Annotated in this window: 20 protein-coding genes, 1 riboswitch and 1 other annotated feature; of the genes, 1 reads left to right on the top strand and 19 read right to left on the bottom strand. The window is 31.6% G+C overall.

Going from position 1 to position 24,758, the window contains the following annotated elements:
- Window positions 1-4: 4 nt before the first annotated feature.
- The 17 genes from N524_RS0103660 to N524_RS0103580 form a co-directional block, all read right to left on the bottom strand.
- Window positions 5-613: an NUDIX domain-containing protein gene (locus tag N524_RS0103660; RefSeq protein ID WP_017638200.1), complete on the bottom strand. Its 609-nt coding sequence runs from the start codon at window positions 611-613 to the stop codon at window positions 5-7.
- Between the two features lie 211 nt (window positions 614-824).
- Entirely contained in the window at window positions 825-1,181 is a 357-nt protein-coding gene (gene rplT / locus N524_RS0103655) for a 50S ribosomal protein L20 (protein WP_017638201.1), read from the bottom strand.
- 55 nt (window positions 1,182-1,236) lie between these two features.
- Entirely contained in the window at window positions 1,237-1,437 is a 201-nt protein-coding gene (rpmI, locus tag N524_RS0103650; RefSeq protein WP_002451769.1) for a 50S ribosomal protein L35, read from the bottom strand.
- A 29-nt stretch (window positions 1,438-1,466) separates the two neighbouring features.
- Window positions 1,467-1,994, bottom strand: coding sequence for a translation initiation factor IF-3 (gene infC / locus N524_RS0103645; RefSeq protein WP_026083528.1), 528 nt, complete (start codon window positions 1,992-1,994; stop codon window positions 1,467-1,469).
- Between the two features lie 26 nt (window positions 1,995-2,020).
- Window positions 2,021-2,144, bottom strand: a sequence feature (ribosomal protein L20 leader region).
- 61 nt (window positions 2,145-2,205) lie between these two features.
- A complete protein-coding gene (locus tag N524_RS0103640) occupies window positions 2,206-3,702 on the bottom strand; it encodes an amino acid permease (RefSeq protein WP_029055677.1) in 1,497 nt (498 codons plus the stop codon).
- Between the two features lie 169 nt (window positions 3,703-3,871).
- A riboswitch (Lysine riboswitch) is annotated at window positions 3,872-4,045 on the bottom strand.
- Window positions 4,046-4,095: 50 nt separating this feature from the next.
- The gene (gene thrS / locus N524_RS0103635) at window positions 4,096-6,033 is read right to left on the bottom strand and encodes a threonine--tRNA ligase (RefSeq protein WP_017638204.1); all 1,938 of its coding nucleotides are present in this window, start codon (window positions 6,031-6,033) and stop codon (window positions 4,096-4,098) included.
- A gap of 363 nt (window positions 6,034-6,396) precedes the next feature.
- A complete protein-coding gene (gene dnaI, locus N524_RS0103630; protein ID WP_017638205.1) occupies window positions 6,397-7,317 on the bottom strand; it encodes a primosomal protein DnaI in 921 nt (306 codons plus the stop codon).
- On the bottom strand, window positions 7,318-8,700 hold the full coding sequence (locus N524_RS0103625) for a replication initiation and membrane attachment family protein (protein WP_029055676.1): 1,383 nt from the start codon (window positions 8,698-8,700) through the stop codon (window positions 7,318-7,320).
- On the bottom strand, window positions 8,701-9,171 hold the full coding sequence (nrdR, locus tag N524_RS0103620; RefSeq protein ID WP_017638207.1) for a transcriptional regulator NrdR: 471 nt from the start codon (window positions 9,169-9,171) through the stop codon (window positions 8,701-8,703). It abuts the gene before it with no gap.
- A 299-nt stretch (window positions 9,172-9,470) separates the two neighbouring features.
- Window positions 9,471-10,496 (bottom strand): type I glyceraldehyde-3-phosphate dehydrogenase, encoded by a 1,026-nt coding sequence (gap, locus tag N524_RS0103615; RefSeq protein ID WP_017638208.1) that lies wholly within the window; start codon window positions 10,494-10,496, stop codon window positions 9,471-9,473.
- Between the two features lie 184 nt (window positions 10,497-10,680).
- A complete protein-coding gene (coaE, locus tag N524_RS0103610; protein ID WP_017638209.1) occupies window positions 10,681-11,283 on the bottom strand; it encodes a dephospho-CoA kinase in 603 nt (200 codons plus the stop codon).
- A gap of 15 nt (window positions 11,284-11,298) precedes the next feature.
- Complete coding sequence (gene mutM / locus N524_RS0103605; protein ID WP_029055675.1) at window positions 11,299-12,171, bottom strand: bifunctional DNA-formamidopyrimidine glycosylase/DNA-(apurinic or apyrimidinic site) lyase; 873 nt, start codon at window positions 12,169-12,171, stop codon at window positions 11,299-11,301.
- 14 nt (window positions 12,172-12,185) lie between these two features.
- Window positions 12,186-14,816 carry a DNA polymerase I gene (gene polA, locus N524_RS0103600; RefSeq protein ID WP_017638211.1) on the bottom strand — a complete coding sequence of 877 codons (2,631 nt, stop codon included), beginning with the start codon at window positions 14,814-14,816 and terminating at the stop codon, window positions 12,186-12,188.
- Window positions 14,817-14,974: 158 nt separating this feature from the next.
- Window positions 14,975-16,669 carry a two-component system histidine kinase PnpS gene (pnpS, locus tag N524_RS0103595; RefSeq protein ID WP_029055674.1) on the bottom strand — a complete coding sequence of 565 codons (1,695 nt, stop codon included), beginning with the start codon at window positions 16,667-16,669 and terminating at the stop codon, window positions 14,975-14,977.
- Entirely contained in the window at window positions 16,669-17,379 is a 711-nt protein-coding gene (locus N524_RS0103590) for a response regulator transcription factor (protein WP_029055673.1), read from the bottom strand. The genes pnpS and N524_RS0103590 overlap by 1 nt, the downstream gene beginning before the upstream one ends.
- Window positions 17,380-17,636: 257 nt before the next feature.
- A complete protein-coding gene (gene icd, locus N524_RS0103585; RefSeq protein ID WP_017638214.1) occupies window positions 17,637-18,905 on the bottom strand; it encodes an NADP-dependent isocitrate dehydrogenase in 1,269 nt (422 codons plus the stop codon).
- A 55-nt stretch (window positions 18,906-18,960) separates the two neighbouring features.
- The gene (locus N524_RS0103580; protein WP_029055672.1) at window positions 18,961-20,079 is read right to left on the bottom strand and encodes a citrate synthase; all 1,119 of its coding nucleotides are present in this window, start codon (window positions 20,077-20,079) and stop codon (window positions 18,961-18,963) included.
- 348 nt (window positions 20,080-20,427) lie between these two features.
- Between N524_RS0103580 and N524_RS0103575 the strand changes: the two genes are divergently transcribed.
- Window positions 20,428-21,789 carry an amino acid permease gene (locus N524_RS0103575; RefSeq protein ID WP_017638216.1) on the top strand — a complete coding sequence of 454 codons (1,362 nt, stop codon included), beginning with the start codon at window positions 20,428-20,430 and terminating at the stop codon, window positions 21,787-21,789.
- 196 nt (window positions 21,790-21,985) lie between these two features.
- On the opposite strand, the gene pyk is transcribed toward N524_RS0103575, so the two are convergent.
- Together pyk and pfkA are read right to left on the bottom strand one after the other, a co-directional pair.
- Window positions 21,986-23,743, bottom strand: a complete 1,758-nt coding sequence (pyk, locus tag N524_RS0103570; RefSeq protein WP_017638217.1) for a pyruvate kinase — start codon at window positions 23,741-23,743, stop codon at window positions 21,986-21,988.
- Window positions 23,744-23,762: 19 nt separating this feature from the next.
- Complete coding sequence (gene pfkA, locus N524_RS0103565) at window positions 23,763-24,731, bottom strand: 6-phosphofructokinase (RefSeq protein ID WP_017638218.1); 969 nt, start codon at window positions 24,729-24,731, stop codon at window positions 23,763-23,765.
- Window positions 24,732-24,758 lie beyond the last annotated feature (27 nt).

Raw genomic sequence — 24,758 nt, 5'->3', positions numbered from 1 at the left:
ATTATTATAAATCTTGAAGAATTAATGCACTCCATGTCTCAAAGTCATCATAAGATTCAATTTTTCCTTTTTCAATCCATTTAATTCTTAAAGTGTCTGTTTCTTTAGCTTCTACATCGTTAGAATTCACAGTGATTTTAAAAACAACACCCATGTGAACTTTACCAACATCGTTATTATCGTCATTTATGAATCCAATATATTCCATATTTTGAGAATCTTCTGTAGATAGACCTACTTCTTCTTCTAATTCTCTTTGAGCGTTGACTCGTAATACTTCATTGATTGAATCTGCTCCGACAACATCATTCATGTGTCCACCTACACCTATAGATGATTGTCCATGTAAACGTTCTTCTCCTCCACCAGATAGGCGTTCATAAACAAGGATTTCGCCATTTTGGTTTTCTAAAAGACAATATGAGATAAGTTGTTTATAGTCTGGGTTCTCTTCCATATCTCCTCTACGTTTAACTTCATAATGACTTAATGAATTAAAAATATTATCGCCTTTTACATCACTTTTCGATAGAAAGCCATTAAACGCATTTGTTTCATTATCAAAAAGAGTTGTTCTTGGTACTACAATAATTTGCTCATCAAATTTAGACATACTTTTCTCCTTTATACTTACTTTTATGAATTCATTCTATCAAAATTATTTTCAAATCGCGATTTATAACTTTTCATTGTTTTATAAAATTATAGTTAAATATAATATTTGGTCGAAGAAATATAAATAAAAGCTGGGACATCATAAAATGTCTCAGCTTTTATAATTTGATAAAGATTAGAAAGGTTTTCCTATCTTATCAAAGATTAATTTATTTTAAAGCGTCTTTAGCTTTTGATACTAATTCACCGAAAGCTTTGTCGTCTGAAATAGCAATTTCAGATAACATTTTACGGTTAATATCGATGTCAGCTTTTTTCAAGCCGTTCATTAATTTTGAATAGCTCATGTCATGTTTACGAGCTGCTGCATTGATACGTGTAATCCATAATTTACGGAAATCACGTTTACGTTGACGACGGTCACGGAATGCATATTGACCTGATTTCATGACTTGTTGTTTAGCTACTTTATATAATGTATGTTTTGAACCGAAGTAACCTTTAGCTAATTTAATCGTTTTTTTACGACGTGCTCTTGTTACTGTTCCACCTTTTACTCGTGGCATATTAAATTCCTCCTTAGATTCTATCTACGTTATTAATCGATAATCGTTAATTTCATTATTTTTTATAAGATAATAATTGTTTTACGCGTTTCATATCACTTTTAGAAACTAATCTACTTTTACGTAATTGACGTTTCTGTTTAGTGTTTTTGTTTGCGAATAAGTGAGATGTGAAAGCTCTTGAACGTTTTAATTGACCTGAACCAGTTCTTTTAACACGTTTTGCTGCTCCACGGTGAGTTTTCATTTTAGGCATGATTCATTTCCTCCTAGAAATTAATTTAATTATTTTTCATTAATTGGTGCTAACATAAGGAACATTTGACGGCCTTCCATTTTAGGCTTCTGTTCTACAGTAGCAAGGTCTTTACATTCTTCAGCAAATTTTTCTAATTGGCGTTGACCAATTTCTTTATGCGTAATTGCACGACCTCTGAAACGAATTGAAACTTTACATTTATCGCCTTTAGAAAGGAATTTACGTCCATTTTTCAATTTTGTTTGGAAATCGTGTTCCTCAATTGTTGGACTTAAACGAATTTCTTTAACGTTAATTGTTTTTTGTTTCTTCTTCATTTCTTTTTCTTTTTTCTGTTGTTCGAATTTGAATTTACCGTAATCCATAATTCTAGCAACAGGTGGTTTAGCATTTGGTGCTACGATTACTAAATCTAAATCAACACGTTCAGCCATTTCTAAAGCTTCTTGTTTTGATTTGACACCAATTTGTTCACCATCTTGACCTACTAAACGAAGTTCTTTCGCGCGAATTTTCTCATTAATTTGAGTTTGATCTTTTGCTATGGTTGACACCTCCCAGTATTTTACGAAATTGTCCCAAGCAAAAAGAAGAGCGAGTATCACTACCCGCTCTTCTTCACACATTAATTGTGTAACATGATTAACCTGCCAACTGCTTACAGCGTCGCTACAGGTGAGAAGCGGGAGCTTCTACTTGGTTCGTTTCGTATTCAACGTTACTAATCATACCAACTATTAATGTATTCGTCAACTATTTTTTTATTTAATCATGATGTCTTATTTCTTCCATAGACACATCTTGACGTAAATCCACTTTTTCTAATGGAATTTTTTTAGTTTTATATCTTACTTTATGATAAATAAAGAATGCTAAAAATACTGGGATACCCATATAAGTAATGATAAATCTATTGATATCAAAATCACCAGTCTTAATGAAATCAACATCTTGACCTAAAATAACAATAACACATAAGAATCCAGCAAATATTGGACCAAATGGGAATAATTTAGCTTTATATTTCAATTTAGACTTATCATAATTTTGTTTATCAAATGCGCGTCTAAATCTATAATGACTGACTGCAATACCTACCCACGCGATAAAGCCAGTCATACCACTAGCAGCTACAATATAGTCATAAGCATCACCACTTAAATGTTGTAATAAAAAGATAATAATTACAATTATTCCAGTGATTGCTAGAGAAATATAAGGTACACCATTTCTATTAGTTTTTGAGAATGATGCATATGCTAATTTATCTTTACTCATAGAATATAACATTCTTGTAGAAGCGTACATACCTGAGTTACCTGCGGATAATACGGAAGTTAATATAACAGCATTCATAAATGATGCTGCAAATGCTAAGCCTGCATTTTGGAATACTAATGTAAATGGAGACGTTGATACGCTGCTATCTCCTCCCATTAATGCATTGCTATCATAAGGAATTAACATACCTATAATAAATATCGCTAGAATGTAAAATAGTAATATTCTCCAAAACACTTGTTTAATTGCTTTAGGTACAGCTCTTTCTGGATTTTCAGATTCTCCTGCTGTGATTCCTATTAACTCAGTACCTTGGAAAGAGAACCCTGCAACTAAGAATACACCTAAAATTGATAATAAACTACCGCCTAAATTACCACCTAATATTGGGCCTTCGCCTTTTGTAAATGTTTCAAAGCCTACAAATTTACCGCCCATGATTCCGACAATAGTTAATAAACCTATAATGATAAATATGATAACAGTTACAACTTTAACTAATGCAAACCAGTATTCGCTTTCTCCGTATACTCTAACCGATAGTGAATTCAATGCAAAGATAATAACAAGGAATATACAACTCCAAATCCATGCTGGTACACCTTGCATTGGTGACCAATATTGAATCACTTGTGCTGCAATTGTAACGTCTGCAGCTACTGTAATAACCCAGTTAAACCAGTAATTCCAACCTAATGCGAATCCTAATGATGGATCAACAAAACGTGTTGCATATGTACTAAATGAACCAGAAACTGGTAAATATGTTGCCATTTCTCCTAATGATGTCATTAAGAAAAAGACCATGGCACCAATAATGGCGTATGCTAATAGTGCACCTAACGCACCAGCACTATGAATAGCACCACCAGAAGTCATAAATAGTCCAGTACCGATACACCCTCCTATTGCTATCATGGAAAGATGTCGATCTTTTAAACCTCGTTGAACGCCTTCATTCTGATTTTGATTTTTACTCATAGAAGAATCCTTTCCTTGTATTTAGAGGCTTCAATGTTACTTTTTCAAAGCAAAACTAAATGCATGACTTTCGTTAAAATTGTTAGTTTCATTCAATAATTAACTTTATCATTGCAAATAAAAAAGTGGCTACATACCTTTAAGATATGCAACCACTTTGCTTTTATCTATATTAGGTAGCACATCACATTAAGTGACAGTACAGTTTCTTTCGACAACTGTCCCAACAAACGTCTATTATGGTTAACGTTTGTTTCGGCAATATTACCTTTGACTTGTTCAACATTCGTTCCATACAACTTCTGACAAGCTACTATTTAATATTGCAACCTCTAACTCAACTTTTATTTTAACTACCTTGTAATATACATGAACTGACTGTTAATTTCAAGTTTATCTATGTTTTTTCAAACGAATTTCATCAACTAAATTCCAAATGAATTCATCTTTTTCTAAAGTTTCTTGATCTTGTGAACCATATTGACGCACATTTACTTCTTTATTTTCTACTTCTTTATCTCCCACTACTATTTGGTAAGGGATTTTTTGCATTTGTGCTTCACGAATTTTATATCCCATTTTTTCATTACGGTCATCGATTTCTACACGTACACCTTGAGATTTTAATTCGTCTTGAATTAATCTAGCATAATCATAATGTAAATCAACATTTACTGGAATGATTTCTACTTGTTTAGGCGCTAACCATGTTGGGAACGCCCCTTTTGTTTCTTCTGTTAAGAATGCTACAAATCTTTCCATTGTAGATACAACACCACGGTGAATAACCACTGGTCTATGTTGTTCTCCATCTTGGCCAATATAAGTTAATTCAAAGCGTTCTGGCAATAAGAAGTCTAATTGTGCAGTTGATAAAGTTTCTTCTTTACCCATAGCTGTTTTAACTTGAACGTCTAATTTAGGACCATAGAATGCCGCTTCGCCAATTGCTTCTTCATAAGTAAGTCCTAACTCATCAGAAGCTTCTTTAATCATTTTTTCAGCTTTTACCCACATTTCGTCATCATCGAAATATTTTTCTTTATCTTCTGGATCACGATAACTTAATCTGAAAGTATAATCTTCAAATCCAAAATCTTTGTATACATCTTGAATTAAATTAACAACACGTTTAAATTCTTCTTTAATTTGGTCAGGTCTTACAAAAATATGAGCGTCATTTAAAGTCATACCTCTTACACGTTGTAATCCAGATACTGCACCACTAGCTTCATATCTATGCATAGTACCTAATTCAGCGATACGAATTGGTAATTCACGATAAGAATGTGGTTTGTTATTATAAACCATCATATGGTGTGGGCAGTTCATAGGACGTAGTACCATTTCTTCTGTCTCATCTAATTTCATTGTTGGGAACATATCCTCTTGATAATGATCCCAGTGACCTGATGTTTTATATAAATCTACGTTAGCGATAACTGGTGTATAAACATGGTCATAGCCCATACTTACTTCTTTATCAACGATATATCTCTCGATTTCACGGCGAATTGTAGCACCATTTGGTAACCATAATGGTAAACCCGCACCTACAAGTTGATTATTTGCGAATAAGTCTAATTCTTTACCAATTTTACGGTGATCACGTTCGCGACGTTCTTCTAACATTTGAAGATGTGCTTTTAGATCTTTTTTATCGAAAAATGCTGTACCGTAGATACGTTGTAACATTTTATTGTTACTATCGCCACGCCAATATGCACCAGCTGTAGAAAGTAATTTGAATTCTTTAATTTTTGAAGTAGAAGGTACATGTACACCTCTACATAAATCAGTAAACTCGCCTTGAGAATATAATGTTACATTTTCATCCTCTGGAATCGCATCAATTAATTCTAACTTGTATGGATCGTCTTTGAAGAAATCTTTAGCTTCATCTCTTGATACAACTTTACGTTCTATTTTATGATTTTCATCCACTATTTGTTTCATTGTTTTTTCAATTTTTTCAAAATCGTCAGATGAGATTTTTTCTTCAGTATCAAAATCATAGTAGAATCCACCTTCAATAACTGGACCTACGCCAAATTTAACGTCACCATATAATCTTTTTAAAGCTTGTGCCATTAAATGAGCAGTTGAATGACGTAAAACTTCTAAAGCTTCTTCGCTACCTGGTGTTACAATTTCAATCTCACCATCTGTTTCTAATGGACGTGTTAAATCTACCATTTGCCCATTAAATTTTCCTGCTACTGCTTTTTTACGTAATCCAGGACTTATTGATTGCGCTATATCTTCTGTAGTAGTGCCTTTATCAAATGCTTTTGAATTGCCATCTGGGAATTGAATATTAATTTGATCCATACTATAACCTCCTAAAATATGAAAATCATATCGTTGACTTATTGAATAAATATCAAGTTGTAACGAATGTGAGAAAATAAAAAAATCCCGCCCCTAATACAGGGACGAGATCGTCGTGGTACCACCCTAGTTGAACGTCAAAATATAACCAAAAGATTACATTCAACGTCTTCTCTACATAAGATAACGGTCTTGAGCCGAGCATTCATTACAAATGCCATACATTAAAGTAGTAATAATTTAATATATTAACCATATTCTCATCAAGTAATGGCTTTCTGTGTAATAGTGATTAAATTATCTTATCTTCAACAGTTTCAACGATTTAGATTTAAGTCCATTATACAATATTATTTAAAAATATCAATTGTTTCTAAAGTTTTCTCCCTTTAAGAAATATGGTGTTGATAATGTTTTAATTCTTTCAATAATTCTAGCAGCCTTAGTTTTTTCAGCGCCTTCACGTGTCATTGATAAATGATGCTCTAATTCTTCATAACTTAAGTTTGAAGTGAAAAATGTAGGTAATTCATGAACCATTCTATAATGTAACAATGGTCCTATCACTTCATCTCTAACCCATGGCGTAACTTCTTCTGCTCCGATATCGTCTAACATTAAAATATTAGCTTCACGTATTCTTTGTAATTTTCTTTCATAACTACCATCTTTGAAACCACCTTTTAATGTTCTAATATATTCTGGCAGATAGACAATAGTAGATGGTACTTTTTTAGCCTTAAGTTGGTTAGCTATAGCACCTAGAATAAATGATTTTCCAGTACCAAAAGGACCATATAAATATAAACCTTTAACATCTTCGTTATTAATCAATTTTTTACAAATATCATTAACTTGCATTGCTAAGTCTAATCGATTACGTCCAGTCGTATAAATGTCTTTTATTTTAGCGTTTAATGTATCACGTTGCATATGATGTGATGTAATTAATTGAGAATTAAGACGTTCTTCATCATATTTAATTTTACAAGGACAAGGTAAATAACGAATTTTTATACGTTCATTTTCTACATATAATTCTGGTACATGACCTTTAACAAAATTTGGGCATTCGTTATAACTATGACCGTCATAATGTTTTTGTTGATCTTTATATTCTTGTAAAACATTTAAATCCTCATCAATAATAGCATTTGTTATCTCTGATTGATGTTCATTTAAAAATGTCTTAACGTCAGGATCATTAACTACTTGTTGACGTATTTTTGCAATTCTTTTTCCGAAATCTTTATTTGACCCAACAATTTGTTTAAAACTTTCCATCTAATCCTCCTCCCAATCTTTATTTAATTGTTCTAGAAATGCTTGTCGATCTTTTTCAAATTGATCATCAGTTTCATCTTTTGAATGTTCTGCAGCATTTGGATTGTCTCTTTCTTCTAACCATTTAGGTGTTTTTTCTCTAGAGACTAATTTACTTTTTCTATTATATCCTTGATAGGAATTAGATTTTGATTCATATGTTGGTTTAGGTTGGTTTACCTTCAAGGCATATTCATAAGCCTGTTTGGCTGTAGTAATCCCTTTTTTCTTCCAATTAGAAGCAATCTCAAAAATATACGATTTAGGTAATTTCATATCTTCTTTAAGCATTACGAATTGTAGCAAGATATTAATCACACCAAAATTCATTTTCTCTCTATGAATTAATTCTTCAATCATATTTTTTTGTGACAAAGTTGGTTCAGATTCTGACCAAGAAGCTAACATATCAATAGGACTTGTTTGTTCTAATAAATCTAACCAAGCATCTGTATCATTTTCAGGATCTTTATCTTCTTTATTTTGTGTTGCCGTATTGTTTTGTTTAATATTCTGATTTAGTTCTAATTTAGGTAATTGATTATCATGTTCTATTAAATAATATGAACGAGCTTGTTTACGCATTTCTTCAAATGATAATTGTTGTGCACTAGTAATCGAATTTAAAATAATATGTTTCATTGCATCTACTGTTAATCCATAAAGTGTTGCAAGTTGCATGATTAAAGCTTTAGCATCTTTAGTCACTATTTCACTTGGAATAAAATGATTATGCAACATGGATTTTAACATTTCAAAATCAAATGATTCATTCGATAAATCGATACCAGCATATTCTCCTGATTGAGGTATATTTTGAGTATCGACATCTATTATTTTATTAGGAACATGAAATACATCTGTAAATTTTCTTGTCGTTTGTTGATAATTTGATAAATCTTTATTTTTTTGTTCAAAATGCTTTTTTAAAATTTGATATCTTTTTTTATCAACCTCACTGTAAAGAAATACTGATAACATAGGATCATTAAAAAATTGATATGCAGAAGGAGGTTGGACAAGTTGATAAACAAAATGAGTTTGTTGTTCTTCATGCTTAACAAATGATTTCATTAATCCGATCGCTTCTAGTAAATCCATTTGATTTCTAAATTCTAATAAATTTTCTTTTAATTCGTTCATAATTACATAGTGAGTTAAAGCTTGTTCATTATCATTGGAAAATTGGTGCATAAAATGATATAAACCAATGGCTTGTTGTCCAATTAACGGTGTAAAAAGACGATTAAGTATCTCTAGATGTTGTGAATTTAAATGGAAATTTTGTATAACTTCAAAACTGTCTTGTGGTCTTAATCCAAATTCAAAGGATTGTAATCCCATTTATAAATCACTCCGTTTATTATCATTCAAAATCCCTTGCATTGAAGCTAATAATTGATCTATATCTTTAAATTCTTTATATACTGAAGCAAATCGAACATATGATACTTGATCAACATGCATAAGTAAATTCATAACATGTTCCCCTATTTCTCTTGATGATATTTCTGTGTGACCTTCATCTCTAAGTTGCCATTCAACTTTATTAGTTATATCTTCAAGTTGTTGATATCTTACAGGGCGTTTTTCACATGATCTAACCAAACCGTTTAATATTTTTTCCCTTAAAAATTGTTCTCTTGTTCCGTCTTTTTTTACTACAATTAAAGGACTTACCTCTATATGTTCAAATGTTGTGAATCTTGTACCACAATTTTCGCATTCTCTTCTTCGACGAATTGCATTTGCGTCGTCTGCGTGACGAGAATCGACTACTCTAGAATGCGTTGAATTACATTTTGGGCATTTCATAATTGTCACCCTTTTCTATTTTAATTATTCTCAATTATACTATAAAATCATACGTTAAAAAAGAAAGCGCATTTGAGATAAATGGTTCAAAATGTGTAACCTATTTTTAAAAAGTGGCTATATTAACTTAAAAATGAAAACAAATATACTTAAATTTCTCTTCATTTAACAATTTGTCTAATGAAAATAGAAACATCTAAATTATTATTCTAAAGCTTTCTATAAAAAATTAAAACTGCCAACCTAATCCTTATGTTTGGATTTGATTGACAGCTTCAATATATTTATTTTTACCAATTTTAAACTGCTTCTACTGCACTTTGTGAATCAATTAATTTACCAATTTGTTCAGCTACTTCAACAACTCTATTTGAGTAACCCCATTCATTATCATACCAAGCAATTACTTTAACTTTATTATCTCCCATAACCATTGTTGATTGTGCATCAATAACAGCAGAGTTTGGATTAGTATTGAAATCTACTGAAACAAGTGGTTCAGTTTCTACATCTAACACACCATCTAGATTAGCATTTTTGAAAGCTTGATTTACTTCATCAACAGTAACATTTTTTTCTAAATCTACAACTAAATCCACAAGTGATACGTTTTTAGTTGGTACTCTTAAAGCCATACCATGTAATTTACCTTCAACTTCAGGTAGCACTTCTTTTAATGCTTTTGCTGCACCAGTTGAAGTCGGAATGATACTTTCATTACATGAACGCGCTCTGCGTAAATCTTTATGTGGGTTATCAATATTTTTTTGATCATTCGTAATAGCGTGAACTGTAGTCATTAGACCATTTACTATACCAAATTCATCATTTAAAACTTTGGCAACTGGTCCGATACAATTTGTTGTACAAGATGCATTACTAAAGATGTCAAATTCATTTACGTCTAATTTATCGTCGTTGACACCTTTAACTATCATTTGTACATGTCCACCTTTAGAAGGTCCAGTTAATAATACTTTTTTAGCACCTGCATTAATGTGTGCGATTGCTTTATCACCATGATTAAATTTACCAGTCGCTTCGATGACAACATCTATATCTAAGTCTTTCCATGGTAAATTTTCAGGATTTCTATCTGAAACTAATTTAATGTCTTGGTCCTTATATCTAATACCATCCTCAATAGCTTCTACTTTTTCATTATATTTACCATGTGTTGTATCATAATTGATAAGATGTGCAATTGTTTCAGGTGGGTAACTAGCATTAATTGCCTTTACATTTAAGTTATCATTTTGTAAAGCAATTCTTAACACCATTCTACCAATTCTACCCATTCCATTAATTGCAATATTTGTCGCCATTTAAAGCACCCCTTGATCATTTATTTATATGTTATACTTTATGGCATTAGTATAACATAATAACATCATTTTGAAAGCGTTTACTTAAACTTTACAAAATATTTTTATAATCATATGTAATAAGCAAACATTATCAAAATAAAAACTCAATGCCCTTAAAAGACATTGAGTTTAAAATGATAATTTACTTTTCTATGAAACCTTGTTCGCTAAGTAATTTCTCTAGATTTTGCTTTAATTCTAATTTATCTCCTAAATTATCAATGACATGATCAGCCATTCTACTTTTTTTATCTATAGAAATTTGACTATAAACACGTGCTTTTGCTTCTTCTTGGGTTAAGTCATTTCGCTCCATTAAACGATCAATTTGAATACTTTCAGAAGTATAAACAAGCCATACTTCGTCTACAGTATCTTGTAATTCATTTTCAAATAGAAGCGGGATATCCATTATGACATTATGGCCTTCTTCAATATATTGTTGTTTCTTTTCATCCATAATTTCTCTAACAATCGGATGTACAATTTCATTTAGCACTAATCGTTGATCAGGATTATTAAAGACTAAGTCTCCCATATACTTCCGATCCATTTCACCATTTTCATCGATAGCTTCTTCTCCGAATGTTTCTCTTACCTTTTCTAAACCTGTTGTACCTTTAGCAACTGCTTCTCTTGCAGCTGTATCTGCATCAATCACTTTAAATCCAAATGCAGTTAATAATTCAGATACAGTAGATTTGCCTGATGCAATACCACCAGTAAGTCCTATTACTTTTGACATATTTTCACGCTTCCTTTATTTCTGACAAGTCGGGCAATAGTGACTATTTCTTGATGCAATGACTTCAGTTTCGATTGGATGCCCACATACCTTGCAATATTTTTGTTTGTATACATTAAGATGTAGCTGCATTTCACCTGTTTTTCCATCAGCATGTCGATAATCCGAAATGCTGGTACCACCGTATTTTATACCCTCATTTAGTACTGAACGAACATGATAAAATACCATTTCTTTTTCTTGGTCAGTTAAACTTTGAGTTAGTCGATGTGGTTTTATACCTGCTCTAAATAAAGCCTCACAAGCATAAATATTTCCACAACCAGAAATGACTTTATGATCTAGAATAACCTGTTTAATCGGTTTTTTAATATAACTTTTTTTATTTGTACAATCTAAAAAATGTTGTAATGCATCATCATCAAATGGTTCTGGAGCTATTTTTAAAAATGATGGATAGGACTCAAAACTGCTAACATTTCTTATCTCTCCAAAACGTCTTATATCTGAATAAACTAATTTTTTGCCATTGTTTAGTTCAAATATCACTTGCCAATGTTTTCGATAATTAGGTGCAGTAATTTGTTCTAAATCATTTACAATGAAGAATCCACCAGCCATACCTAAATGACTAATTAAAATACGATTCTCATCATTTTGTTGAATATAAAAGATGATGTATTTACTTCTTCTGTCGATTTTTATAATTTTATATCCTTCAGTTAAACGTTTAAAACTATCAAGTTCGATTCCCTTGATTATGGTTTCTCTACCATTCTTTTTTCCATTAATAACACTTTCTGAGAATTTTACTTTATCAATAATTGTATTAATGGCGTATGGTTCAATACCTCGTTTAACATGTTCTACCTCAGGTAATTCTGGCATATTAATACCTTCCTTTATTTTGCGTCATACCAAGTTTCACCATAACTAGAATCTACCTTTAAAGGCACATCTAAATCAAGTGCTGATTCCATAATATCTTCAACAAATTGACTAAATGAATCTACTTCTTCTTTTGGTACTTCAAATATCAATTCATCGTGTACTTGCAATAATAATTTTGCGTGATAATTGGTTGACTGTACTTCTTCATCAAATTTAACCATTGCAAGTTTAATAATATCAGCAGCACTACCTTGGATTGGCGTATTCATAGCAGTTCTTTCAGCAAAGCTTCTCAAATTGAAGTTACGGCTTGTAATATCTGGAATATATCTACGGCGATGTAATAATGTCTCTACATAGCCTTGTGCTTTAGCATCCTTAACAATATCTGACATATATTGTTTCACACCAGGAAAACTATCTAAATAATCGTCGATAAAGATTTTTGCTTTTTTACGAGTTATGCCTAAACTTTGACTCAATCCGTAATCACTAATACCATAAACGATTCCGAAATTAACAGCTTTTGCTTGTCTTCTCATCAGACTGTCTACTTCGTCCGCTTCTACATCAAACACTTTCATAGCAGTCGCTGTATGAATATCATGTCCATTTATAAATGCTTCTTTCATACTTTCATCTTGAGTAATATGAGCTAGCACTCTTAATTCAATTTGTGAATAGTCGGCAGATAAAATAACACTATCAGATGACGTAGGTTTGAATGCTTTTCTAATTTTTCTACCTTCTTCCAGACGGACTGGTATATTTTGTAAATTAGGATCAATACTAGATAATCTTCCAGTTTGAGCTAATGTTTGATTAAAACGTGTATGAATACGTTTATCATCACTGATTACTTTTTGTAACCCTTCAACATAAGTCGATTGTAACTTAGATAACTGGCGATAATCTAAAATATAATCGATTATTGGATGTTGCCCTTGTAATTGTTCTAAAACATCAACTGCAGTTGAATAGCCTGTTTTAGTTTTTTTAATTACTGGTAATTGAAGTGTCTCGAATAATACTACACCTAACTGTTTTGGTGAATTGATATTAAACTCTTCTCCAGCAGCTTCATGTATGTTTTTAATTAGTATATCTAATTTTTCTTGAATTTCTTTTTCCATTTGTTGTAAATCTTTTGCATCAGTATAAATACCTATTTCTTCCATTTGGCTTAAAATTCGGGCTAAAGGTAATTCTATATCTGCTAAAAGAGATACTTGGTTGTATTCTTTTAACTGACTTTCCATTTCAGTTTTAGAGGCAAAAATAGCTTCTGTAATCGATGCCACATGCTTATTAAGAATAGCATTGTCCGGAACATGATGCTTTTTACCTTTACCATAAATCGTTATATTATCTTGAACATAATGTTGACCGTAATGTGTAACTACTGAGTTCACATCGTCAATTGTTCTAGATGGATCTATAATATAACTCGCTAGCATTACGTCAAATTCAATATTTTGTATGTCAATGTTTAATCTATGAGCAACAACATAAGTTTTCTTAGCATCGTATACTATTTTCTTTGTATTAGGATTTTCCAACCATTGTACTAAATTTTTATATTGTGAAATTTCATTTGCATCAATAACAACATGTAAATCTCCAGTATGGAAACCAAACTTAAGGATATTATCTCTTAAGTAGTTACTATTTTCTAATTCAAAATGAATGGTTGCTTCTTCTAAATTTGAAAAATCAACATGTTCAAAATTTGGTTCAATATCAAATTCCTTATCTTTCTGTTCCTCAGTAGCCTCTACATCTCCAATATCTGCAAGTAGTTGCTTAAATTCTAGCTTTTTAAAGAGCTCAATTTTATCTGATTCATCTACTTCAGAATCCATTTTAGTATCTGCTAATTTAACTTCAATTGGACTTTCAATATTAATTGTAGCTAAATCTTTACTCATTAAAGCGTCTTCTTTACTATTTTCGAGCTTTTCTTTTAATTTTTTACCTGATACATCATCTAAATGATCGTATACACCTTCTACAGTATTAAATTGATTAAGTAGCTTAATCGCTGTCTTTTCACCAACACCTGCCACGCCTGGTATATTATCAGATGTATCACCCATTAAACCTTTCATATCAATAATTTGGTTAGGTGTTAAACCATTATATTTTTCTGCAATAAACTCTGGAGTATAATGATCAACATCTGTAACACCTTTTTTTGTATAGTAAATAGTTACATGATCAGTAGCAAGTTGAGTTAAATCTCGATCGCCGGTAATAATTATCGTTTCAAAGCCAGCTTCATCAGCTTCGCGGCTCAATGTTCCTATAATATCATCGGCTTCATAATTTTCTAACTCATATCTTTTAATATGGTAAGCGTCCAATAATTGACGGATGTATGGGAATTGCTCACTTAGTTCTGGTGGCGTTTTTTGTCTTCCACCTTTATATTCACTATATTTAGAATGTCTGAAAGTTGTCTTTCCTGCGTCAAACGCCACTAAAAAGTGATTGGGTTGTTCTTCTTTTAGAATTTTCTCTAGTAACATTGCAAAGCCATATACTGCATTTGTATGTATGCCTGCCTTATTTGAAAGTAATGGCAAAGCATAGAATGCTCTAAAACTTAAACTATTACCATCAATTAATACTAATTTATTCACTATCTAAACCTCCAGCACATATTTAAATATATTTTATCATAAACAAGGTACTGTCAATAAATATTAAGTACCGTTATTCAGTTTCTGCTATTTCTACATATTAAAAAACATCCTAATATGAGCGTTAACCCACATTAGGATGTTTCATTATAATTGATTTAATCTTCATCAATAAAAGATACTTTAAATGTAGACCCTTTATTTAATTGACTATCAACACTAATTCTACCATTATGTGCCTCGACAATGTGTTTAGTTATAGATAAACCTAAACCAGTGCCTCCAGAATCTCTACTTCGAGCTTTATCTACTCTATAAAATCTTTCGAAAATATGTTTTTGTTCTTCCTGAGTAATTCCTATACCAAAATCTTGAATTTGTAAATTTACTTTCTTGCCTTGACGATATACCTTTACAATTACTTCACTATCATTTGTTGAATAGTTAATTGCATTAGATAATAAATTAGTTATAACTTGAGCTATTTTATCTTCATTCGCTTTAAAAATAACATCATTTTCTATTTCTGGTATGATGTCTATATTTTTACTTTGTGCTTGATTTTGTAAATGTTCAATTGTTGTATAAGCAAGTTCAGAAAGATTTAAATAACTGGTTGCGATATCTGTTTGTTGCTCAATATGTGATAAGTCTAGTAAATCCATCACAAGTGACTCAATTCTATTTGATTCTTTTAAAATGATATTTAGGAACATATTTAATGATTCTTCATCATTTTTAGCGCCTTCTATTAGCGTTTCTGCAAACCCTTTAATTGAAGTGATAGGCGTTTTAAGTTCATGTGACACATTAGCAACAAATTCACGACGCAAATTCTCCAATTTTTGGATATTAGTAATATCATGTAATACAACTACCATACCTTGAAGTTTCTTTTTAGATTTTGAGAGTATCGGTACACAAGAAACATCAAAATACTTTGTATGTACGTTATTGATATCTACTTCAATTTGTTCATAAATAACTTTCTCTGTTCTAAAACTTTCTAGTATTAATTTCTCAATTGGATCGTTAATAAAACCAATATAACTTTTATTTTCAACACTTTGTTCAGGAGTAAACACTTCATAATAAGCTGAATTAGCTACAACTATATCTCCATGTTTATCTATCATAAGTACAGAACTAGGAATGTTTTCTAAAGTTGTTTTCAGTCTATTAGATTGTATTTTTTGTCTGTTATTCAATTTTTGTAAACGTCTTGCGAGTTCATTTGTTGTAACAAATAATGCTTTTGTTTCTTTAACGTTACTTTCTGGTACACGTACATGATAATGACCATCAGCTAAAAGAGAAGTTGCATAGGTTACTTCATTAATAGGTCTTATATATGTACGATGAATACTTCTACTTGCTAGATATTCAGTGATTAATACTATAATCCCTACAATTGATAGATACTTCCACATTTCTTTTTGTAAATCTAGTATTTCATCATTAATACCACTTATGTATACTGTTTTATCTCCAATTTGACTTTTAAATGTATACTTTAACCCTAATTTAGTATTTTTATGAATCAAATTGGAAGGATTTGCTTCGTTATCTATCCGTCCATCTAATGAACTATTTTTATCAGTTGTAAAAATAGTTTTGTCATTTTTCTTAATGACTATTAAATTTTCTTGATTGTTTGCAATATTTTTAATTTCATTCTGTTTACCATTATTATACATACTAATATAGTTGCGTGATTCTTTTTTAAGTTCTTTAGTCTGACTTTGTGTTAATGTTTGATAAATCATGTTGTGGACAATAGCACCCAAACCTATAAAGCTAATGATTGTGATAGTACTAATCAAAAGTAATATGCGATGATAAAACTTTAACATTATCTTTTAGGACGCTCCAATTTATATCCTAATCCACGTACAGTTTTAATTAATTTGGGTTGTTTAGGGTTTTCTTCTAATTTGTCTCTTAAATGACTAATGTGAACATCAACGATACGTGAATCGCCAGCAAACTCATAATTCCACACAGAATTTAACATATGCTCTCTAGTGATCACTCGTCCTTGTCGTTCAATCAGATAAAGTAATAACTCAAATTCTTTAGGCGTTAATTCTAATAATTCATCATCTTTATAAACTTCAAAAAATTCTGGTCTAATTCGAATAGAGTCGATAATGATATCTTCCTCATCGCCTTCACTCTGTTCTATTTCATTTACAAGTTGAGAGCGTCTTAAAATAGCCTTCACTCTTGCCACTACCTCTCTTGGTGAGAAAGGTTTAGTCATATAATCATCAGCACCAAGTTCTAAACCTAACACTCTATCAAATTCATCATCTTTAGCTGTTAGCATAAGAATAGGTACTAAATTTTTATCAGATCTAATCGTTTTACAAACCTCAATACCATCTTTTTTAGGTAACATAACATCTAATACAATTAAATCCGGTTGAGATGATTCAACTTTTTGTAATGCTTCTTCACCGTCATAGGCTACTTCTACTATGTATCCGGCTGTTTCTAAATTATATTTGAGTAAAGTAACGATTGATTGTTCATCGTCAACGACTAATACTTTTTGTGACATGGTGTGCCTCCCCGTTTAAATTACATGTTTATTATAACTGATGTTTAAATAGAAATAATATACCTATACATCAAATTTACATAAACTTAACAATTAAATTAATACAAAGCTTTTATTAAGCTAATATATGAAAAATATTGTCTTTTCATTAATTAAGCTATCATTTTTTTATAAGAAATGATATTAAAAACTAATAATTTACAAAATCTTAATAAAAAGACGAATTGGTTTCCCAATCCGTCTTTTCTTGTATCTTATTATTTTAAGTTTTTAATTAATTCATCAGCAAATTCTGAAGTTGAAACTTCTTTTGCACCATCCATTAAACGTGCAAAGTCATAAGTAACAATTTTAGAAGCAATTGTTGCTTCGATAGATTCTGTAATCTTATCAGCAGCTTCTTGCCAACCTAAATGTTCTAACATTAATACTGAACTTAATAATTCAGATGATGGATTTACTTTATTTAATCCAGCATATTTAGGAGCAGTACCATGTGTTGCTTCGAAAATAGCATGACCAGTTTCATAGTTAATGTTAGCGCCTGGTGCGATACCAATACCACCAACTTGTGCAGCTAATGCATCTGAAATATAGTCACCGTTTAAGTTCATTGTAGCAACTACTTCATGTTCTGAAGGACGAGTTAAAATTTGTTGTAAGAAGATATCAGCGATTGAATCTTTAACAATAATTTTACCTTCTTGTTCCGCTTTTGATTGTGCTTCATTAGCAGCGTCTTTACCTTCTTTTTCAACAATTTCATCATATTGTTGCCAAGTAAATACTTGATCACCAAATTCGTTATGAGCTAAATCATAACCCCATTGTTTGAATGAACCTTCAGTGAATTTCATGATATTACCTTTATGAACTAAAGTTACTGCTTTACGATTATTATCGATAGCGTATTGAATCGCCGCTCTTACTAATCTTTCTGTACCTTCTTTTGAAACTGGTTTAATACCAATACCTGAAGTTTCAGGGAAACGAATATTTGTTGCGCCCATTTCGTCTTGTAAGAAATCAATTACTTTTTTAACTTCTGGAGTACCTTCTTTAAATTCAATACCAGCATAAATATCTTCTGTATTTTCACGGAAGATAACCATATCAACATCTTGTGGACGTTTAACTGGTGATGGTACACCTTGGAACCAACGTACAGGACGTAAACATGTAAATAAATCTAACTCTTGTCTTAAAGCAACGTTTAATGAACGAATACCTCCGCCGATTGGAGTTGTTAAAGGACCTTTAACAGCAATTAAATATTCTTTAATTGTATCTAAAGTTTCTTTAGGTAACCATTCTCCAGTATTGTCATATGCTTTTTGTCCAGCTAGTACTTCTTTCCACTCAATACGTTTTTCACCGTTATAAGCTTTTTCAACTGCTGCGTCAATCACGCGGCTAGCTGCGTTCCAAATATCTGGTCCGATTCCGTCACCAATAATAAATGGAATAATTGGTTCGTTAGGTACATTTAAACCGTCGTTAGTTTTAGTAATTTTTTCTGCTGTCATACATTTGACCTCCAAGTAATTTTAATAAAATTCATTTTACAATATAAATGATTAATTATCTTTCTTCAATAGGTAGATATTTGCGATCAGTTTCACCAATATAGTTAGCTCTTGGACGCATAATTCTATTATCTCTATATTGTTCTAAGATATGCGCAATCCAGCCTGATGTACGACTTACTGCGAAAATTGGTGTGAATAAGTCATGTGGAATATCCATACTGTGATATACAGTAGCACTAAAGAAGTCAACATTTGGAATTAATCCTTTTTCTTCTTTAATACGTTTTTCAATAGCTAATGACATTTCATATAATTCACTTTTACCAGTTTCTTCAGTGATTTTTCTACTCATTTCGCGTAAATATTTGGCACGTGGATCTCCTTCTTTATATACACGGTGACCAAATCCCATAATTTTTTCTTTGTTAGCAAATTTTTCATCTAAATACTTGTCTACATTATCTAAAGAACCTACTTCTTGTAACATTGCCATTACACGTTCATTAGCACCACCATGTAAAGGTCCTTTTAATGAACCTACAGCAGCAACAATACCAGAATACATATCTGATAATGAAGATACTGCACAACGAGCAGTAAATGCAGATGCGTTTAACTCATGATCAGCATGTAAGATTAATGCTTTATTAAATGCTTCTTCTTCGATATCTGTAGGTAGTTCACCTTTAAGCATATATAAGAAGTTCGCTGCATAACTTAAATCAGAATTTGGTTTAAGTGGTTCTTTACCTTCACGTACTCGTGAAAATGCAGTTACTAATGAAGCTACTTTTGCTTGAATACGAATAGCTCTTTCATATTTCTTATCATCAGATTCATCTTCAGCATCTGGATCAAAATGAGCAATGTATGAAACTGAAGTACGTAAAGCTGTCATTGGATGTACTTTATGAGTTACATATTCTTCAAAGTGTTTGTATACTCTTGGATTTAGAGTCATATACTCATATAATTTAGACTTAAGTTCTTGTAGTTCTTCTTTATTTGGAAGTCTATAATTCCATAATAAAAAAATAATTTCTTCGAATTGGGCATTTTCAGCAAGATCATCAATATCATATCCTGCATAAGTTAATTGGCTATCTATAATTGAACTGATTTTAGTTTCAGCTGCAATTACCCCTTCCAAACCTCTTTGTAATTCTGCCATGATAAATTTCCCCTTTACTATTTCTTTATGAAATGGCTTTCAAATAGTATTATAGCTAATTATTAAGATTTTGTGAAACAAATAAATCTCTTAAATCATGAATAATTACTATTGCCCAATGGTTTCACTATGGTCGAATAGCTCTTGAAAAGGCTTTATATCAGTATTTCAAAACATAAATTTGTATGAGATTCTAAATAGATAAGAAAGTTTTTATTTGGTTATCGTGTATGATTACAAATTTCTAATTATAAGGCAGTGTATTTCGACACTTTTTTATTAAATGAATTGTATAAAAACCAATATAAGTGCATAATATAATTATATAAAAAGTAAGGGAGAGGTCTTATGGCTGAAAATCTACAAAGAGAATTGAGCAATCGTCATGTGCAATTAATTGCCATCGGTGGCGCTATTGGGACAGGATTATTCCTGGGTGCTGGACAAACGATTGCTATGACGGGTCCCTCAATATTACTCACGTATATCTTTATTGGATTCATGCTTTTCATGTTTATGCGTGGGTTAGGCGAAATTATAATTCAAAATACTAATTTTAAATCTTTTGCAGACGTAACTAACAAATACATTGGACCATTTGCTGGATTTGTTACAGGTTGGACTTATTGGCTATGTTGGATTATAACAGGTATGGCAGAAGTAACTGCTGTAGCTAAATATGTTAGTTTTTGGTTCCCTGCAGTTCCCAATTGGATAAGCGCATTATTTTGCGTTTTAGTTCTAATGTCATTTAACTTGCTTAGTGCTAAATTATTTGGAGAATTAGAATTTTGGTTCTCTATCATTAAAATCGTCACTATTTTAGGTTTAATTGTTGTAGGTGCCGTCATGATTTTATTTGCATACAAAACTCAGTTTGGTCATGCAAGTTTAACTAATTTATATAGTCATGGAATATTCCCTAAAGGTGCATCAGGCTTCTTTATGTCATTCCAAATGGCAGTATTCTCTTTCGTTGGTATAGAAATGATAGGTGTAACTGCTGGTGAAACAAAAGATCCTGAATCAACAATTCCTAAGGCAATAAATAGTGTACCTATTCGTATTCTAGTATTTTATGTAGGTGCCCTAGCTGTTATCATGTCAATTATTCCTTGGGATAAGGTTGATCCTGATAACAGTCCATTCGTTAAGTTATTTACTTTAATTGGTATTCCATTTGCAGCTGGATTAATCAACTTTGTAGTATTAACTGCAGCAGCGTCATCTTGTAATAGTGGTATATTCTCAAATAGTAGAATGTTATTTGGTTTATCAGATAAAAAGCAAGCGCCACCTGCTTTTAGTAAAACTAATAAAAATGGTGTGCCTCACGTAGCAATCATTGGCTCATCAGCATTATTACTAATTGCAGCATTATTAAATTATATCTTCCCAGATGCAACATTAGTATTTACTTATGTTACTACTTTATCGACTGTATTATTCTTAATCGTATGGGCATTAATTATTGTCGCTTATATTAATTACAGTAGAAAGAATCCAAAATTACATAAAGAGTCTATATATAAATTACCTGGTGGTAAATATATGGGCTATGTGATTTTAATATTCTTCATCTTAGTATTTGGGTTATTATTTGTTAATGAAACAACTAGACGTGCAATTTACTTAACGCCGTTATGGTTCATATTGTTAGGTTTCATGTATTGGAGATATAAAAAAGAATCTCAAAAACTGAATGATTAATTTATCATTGAGTTGAGTTTTAAACTTAAAAGAGTCAGTAAATGAGTTTTATAAATTCATTTACTGACTTTTTTGTATAATTATTTTATTTTAATTTACTTATAAATATTAAAAAGGATCGTAACTACCAAGTTAAAATACTTAGTTGTTACAATCCCTTTTGCATTTTCAATTATCTAGACGATAATTTTATATATTATAGTACGTTAGCATAACCTTCGAATACTTTACCGTTTGCAGCATCTACAGTAACTAACATATCATTTTTAATTTCTTTAGTAGCATTTTCAACACCTACAACTGTTGGAATACCTTTTTCAAGACCAACGATTGCACTAGGTGATGTAATACCATTTTCTTCTGTAATTAAACCGATAGCTTGGTCTACATATGGTACTAATGTTTCATCAACAGAGTTTGTAACGATGATTTTGTCGCTTAAATCAACATCTTTTAAATCACTTGCTGAATCAGCAACAATAGCAGTACCTACAACTGATCCACGGCCAACACCTTGCCCTTTAGCAATTTCGTCACCAACTAAATGGATTTTCATCATATTTGTTGTACCTTTTTCACCTGTTGGAACACCTGCAGTAATAATGATTAAGTCACCATTTTGTACTCTTTCTGTTTCAACAGCAGTTGCTACTGCATTATTTAATAATGCATCTGTGTTCTTACGTCCTTCTTTAACTACAGGATAAACACCCCATACAATCGCACATTGACGAGCTGTTTTTTCACTAGGAGTAACAGCAATAATATCTGAATGTGGACGATATTTAGAAATAGTACGTGCAGTTGAACCACTTTCTGTTGCAGCTACAATTGCTTTAACATTTAAGTTTAGAGCTGTATGAGCTACTGAAATACCAATAGCATTTACTAGTGAAGTTTCAACTAATTTAGTTCTATCAGATAATAATTTTTTATAATCTTGTGCTGCTTCTGCAGATACTGCAATGTTTCTCATAGTTTTAACTGCTTCTTCAGGATATAAACCTGCAGCTGTTTCACCAGATAACATTACTGCGTCTGTACCATCATAAATAGCATTTGCAACGTCACTAGCTTCTGCACGTGTTGCACGTGGGTTACGTTGCATTGAATCTAACATTTGTGTTGCAGTAATAACTGGTTTACCTAATTTGTTACATTTTCTAATTAAATCTTTTTGAACCATAGGTACTTTTTCAGGTGGAATTTCAACACCCATGTCACCACGAGCAACCATTAAACCATCAGATACTTCAAGAATTTCTTCAATATTGTCAATACCTTCTTGGTTTTCAATTTTAGGAAAGATTGTAATATTAGCTTTTTCTTGTTCTAAGATTTCACGGATATCTAATACGTCACTTGGACGACGAACAAAGCTTGCTGCGATAAAGTCTACATCTTCTTTAATACCGAATCTAATATCATCAGCATCTTTATCAGTGATACCTGGTAAATTTACTTTAACACCTGGTAAGTTAACACCTTTTTTATTTTTTAGTTCACCAGTGTTTAAAATGTCGCATTTTACTTCACCATTATCATGATCAATATCTTTAACTTGTAATTCTACTAAACCATCGTCTAATAAAATGTATGATCCTACTTGTACATCATTAATTAAGTTGTCGTAAGTTACAGAGAACTTTTCAGGTGTACCTTCTACTTCACTCATACTTACAATAACTTCTTTACCTTTTTCTAATTCGATAACGCCATCTTTCATGTTATGAGTACGAATTTCTGGTCCTTTAGTATCTAAAAGAATAGCTACAGTTTTATTTAAACGTTTAGCAACTTTACGAATTGTATCAATTCTACCTTTATGTTCTTCATGACTACCATGTGAAAAGTTTAAACGTGCCACGTTCATACCAGCGTTAATTAATTTTTCAATCATTTCTTCTGATTCAGATGCTGGTCCAATAGTACATACAATTTTAGTTTTTCTCATTTTATAATCCTCCTGAAATTTATATAGATAACTCTTTAGCTAGTTGGTAAATTTGTTTATCAAATTTATGATCAGAATGACCAAAGATTTCATCAAATGGTGTCGCAGTTAATTGGTTATGTTTAATACCAACACCTTTAGCTGTTTCACCACTCATTAATAATTCAACCGCATGTCCACCTAATCGTGATGCTAATACACGATCAGCACCAGATGGGCTACCGCCACGTTGAATGTGACCCAATACTGACACTCTAGTATCAATATTTATATATTTACTTAATTCTTCAGCACATTCTTGTCCGCTCATACAACCTTCAGCAACCATAACGATTGAATGTTTTTTACCTCGTTTAATTCCTTGTTCAATCTTCTCAGCCACTTCTTTAATTTCTGTATTAACTTCTGGTACAACAATTGTTTCTGCACCAACAGATAAGCCAGCCCAAAGTGCTAAGTCACCACAATCACGTCCCATTACTTCAACGATAAATGTTCTAGCATGACTTGAAGCTGTATCTCTAATTTTATCGACTGAATCAATAATTGTATTAAGCGCAGTATCAAATCCAATAGTAAAGTCAGTACCGTTAATATCATTATCAATCGTTCCAGGAATACCGATTGTTTGTATTTCTTTACACTCTTCGCTAATGCGTTGAGCACCACGGTAACTTCCGTCTCCACCGATTACTACTAAACCTTCAATTTCTCTTTTACGTAGATTCTCGATTGCTACTTTACGTACATCTTCTTCTTTGAATTCTGGACATCTTGCTGAGAATAAGAATGTCCCACCACGTTGAATTGTATCTCCAACTGAGCCTAATTCAAGTTTATGAATATCGTCTTCAACTAAACCTTGATAACCATGATATACACCATAAACTTCAATATTATTGTAAATTGCTGTACGTACAACTGCTCTAACAGCAGCATTCATCCCCGGTGAATCTCCACCGCTAGTCAAAACTGCAATTTTCTTCATGACGACATACCTTCCTATATCTAGTTT

Source organism: Staphylococcus sp. URHA0057 (genome assembly GCF_000620265.1).
Lineage (GTDB): Bacteria > Bacillota > Bacilli > Staphylococcales > Staphylococcaceae > Staphylococcus > Staphylococcus pasteuri.
This window is presented reverse-complemented; position numbering and strand designations above follow the sequence as displayed.

Bases quoted from the DNA above. Each gene is read 5' to 3' on its own strand.
- thrS (WP_017638204.1), bottom strand. From the start codon at position 6,033: ATGGATCAAATTAATATTCAATTCCCAGATGGCAATTCAAAAGCATTT.
- rpmI (WP_002451769.1), bottom strand. From the start codon at position 1,437: ATGCCTAAAATGAAAACTCACCGTGGAGCAGCAAAACGTGTTAAAAGA.
- N524_RS0103640 (WP_029055677.1), bottom strand. From the start codon at position 3,702: ATGAGTAAAAATCAAAATCAGAATGAAGGCGTTCAACGAGGTTTAAAA.
- nrdR (WP_017638207.1), bottom strand. From the start codon at position 9,171: ATGAAATGCCCAAAATGTAATTCAACGCATTCTAGAGTAGTCGATTCT.
- gap (WP_017638208.1), bottom strand. From the start codon at position 10,496: ATGGCGACAAATATTGCAATTAATGGAATGGGTAGAATTGGTAGAATG.
- coaE (WP_017638209.1), bottom strand. From the start codon at position 11,283: ATGTCAAAAGTAATAGGACTTACTGGTGGTATTGCATCAGGCAAATCT.
- mutM (WP_029055675.1), bottom strand. From the start codon at position 12,171: ATGCCAGAATTACCTGAGGTAGAACATGTTAAACGAGGTATTGAACCA.
- pnpS (WP_029055674.1), bottom strand. From the start codon at position 16,669: ATGTTAAAGTTTTATCATCGCATATTACTTTTGATTAGTACTATCACA.
- icd (WP_017638214.1), bottom strand. From the start codon at position 18,905: ATGACAGCAGAAAAAATTACTAAAACTAACGACGGTTTAAATGTACCT.
- N524_RS0103660 (WP_017638200.1), bottom strand. From the start codon at position 613: ATGTCTAAATTTGATGAGCAAATTATTGTAGTACCAAGAACAACTCTT.
- N524_RS0103580 (WP_029055672.1), bottom strand. From the start codon at position 20,079: ATGGCAGAATTACAAAGAGGTTTGGAAGGGGTAATTGCAGCTGAAACT.
- N524_RS0103590 (WP_029055673.1), bottom strand. From the start codon at position 17,379: ATGTCACAAAAAGTATTAGTCGTTGACGATGAACAATCAATCGTTACT.
- N524_RS0103625 (WP_029055676.1), bottom strand. From the start codon at position 8,700: ATGGGATTACAATCCTTTGAATTTGGATTAAGACCACAAGACAGTTTT.
- rplT (WP_017638201.1), bottom strand. From the start codon at position 1,181: ATGCCACGAGTAAAAGGTGGAACAGTAACAAGAGCACGTCGTAAAAAA.
- N524_RS0103575 (WP_017638216.1), top strand. From the start codon at position 20,428: ATGGCTGAAAATCTACAAAGAGAATTGAGCAATCGTCATGTGCAATTA.
- dnaI (WP_017638205.1), bottom strand. From the start codon at position 7,317: ATGGAAAGTTTTAAACAAATTGTTGGGTCAAATAAAGATTTCGGAAAA.
- pfkA (WP_017638218.1), bottom strand. From the start codon at position 24,731: ATGAAGAAAATTGCAGTTTTGACTAGCGGTGGAGATTCACCGGGGATG.
- pyk (WP_017638217.1), bottom strand. From the start codon at position 23,743: ATGAGAAAAACTAAAATTGTATGTACTATTGGACCAGCATCTGAATCA.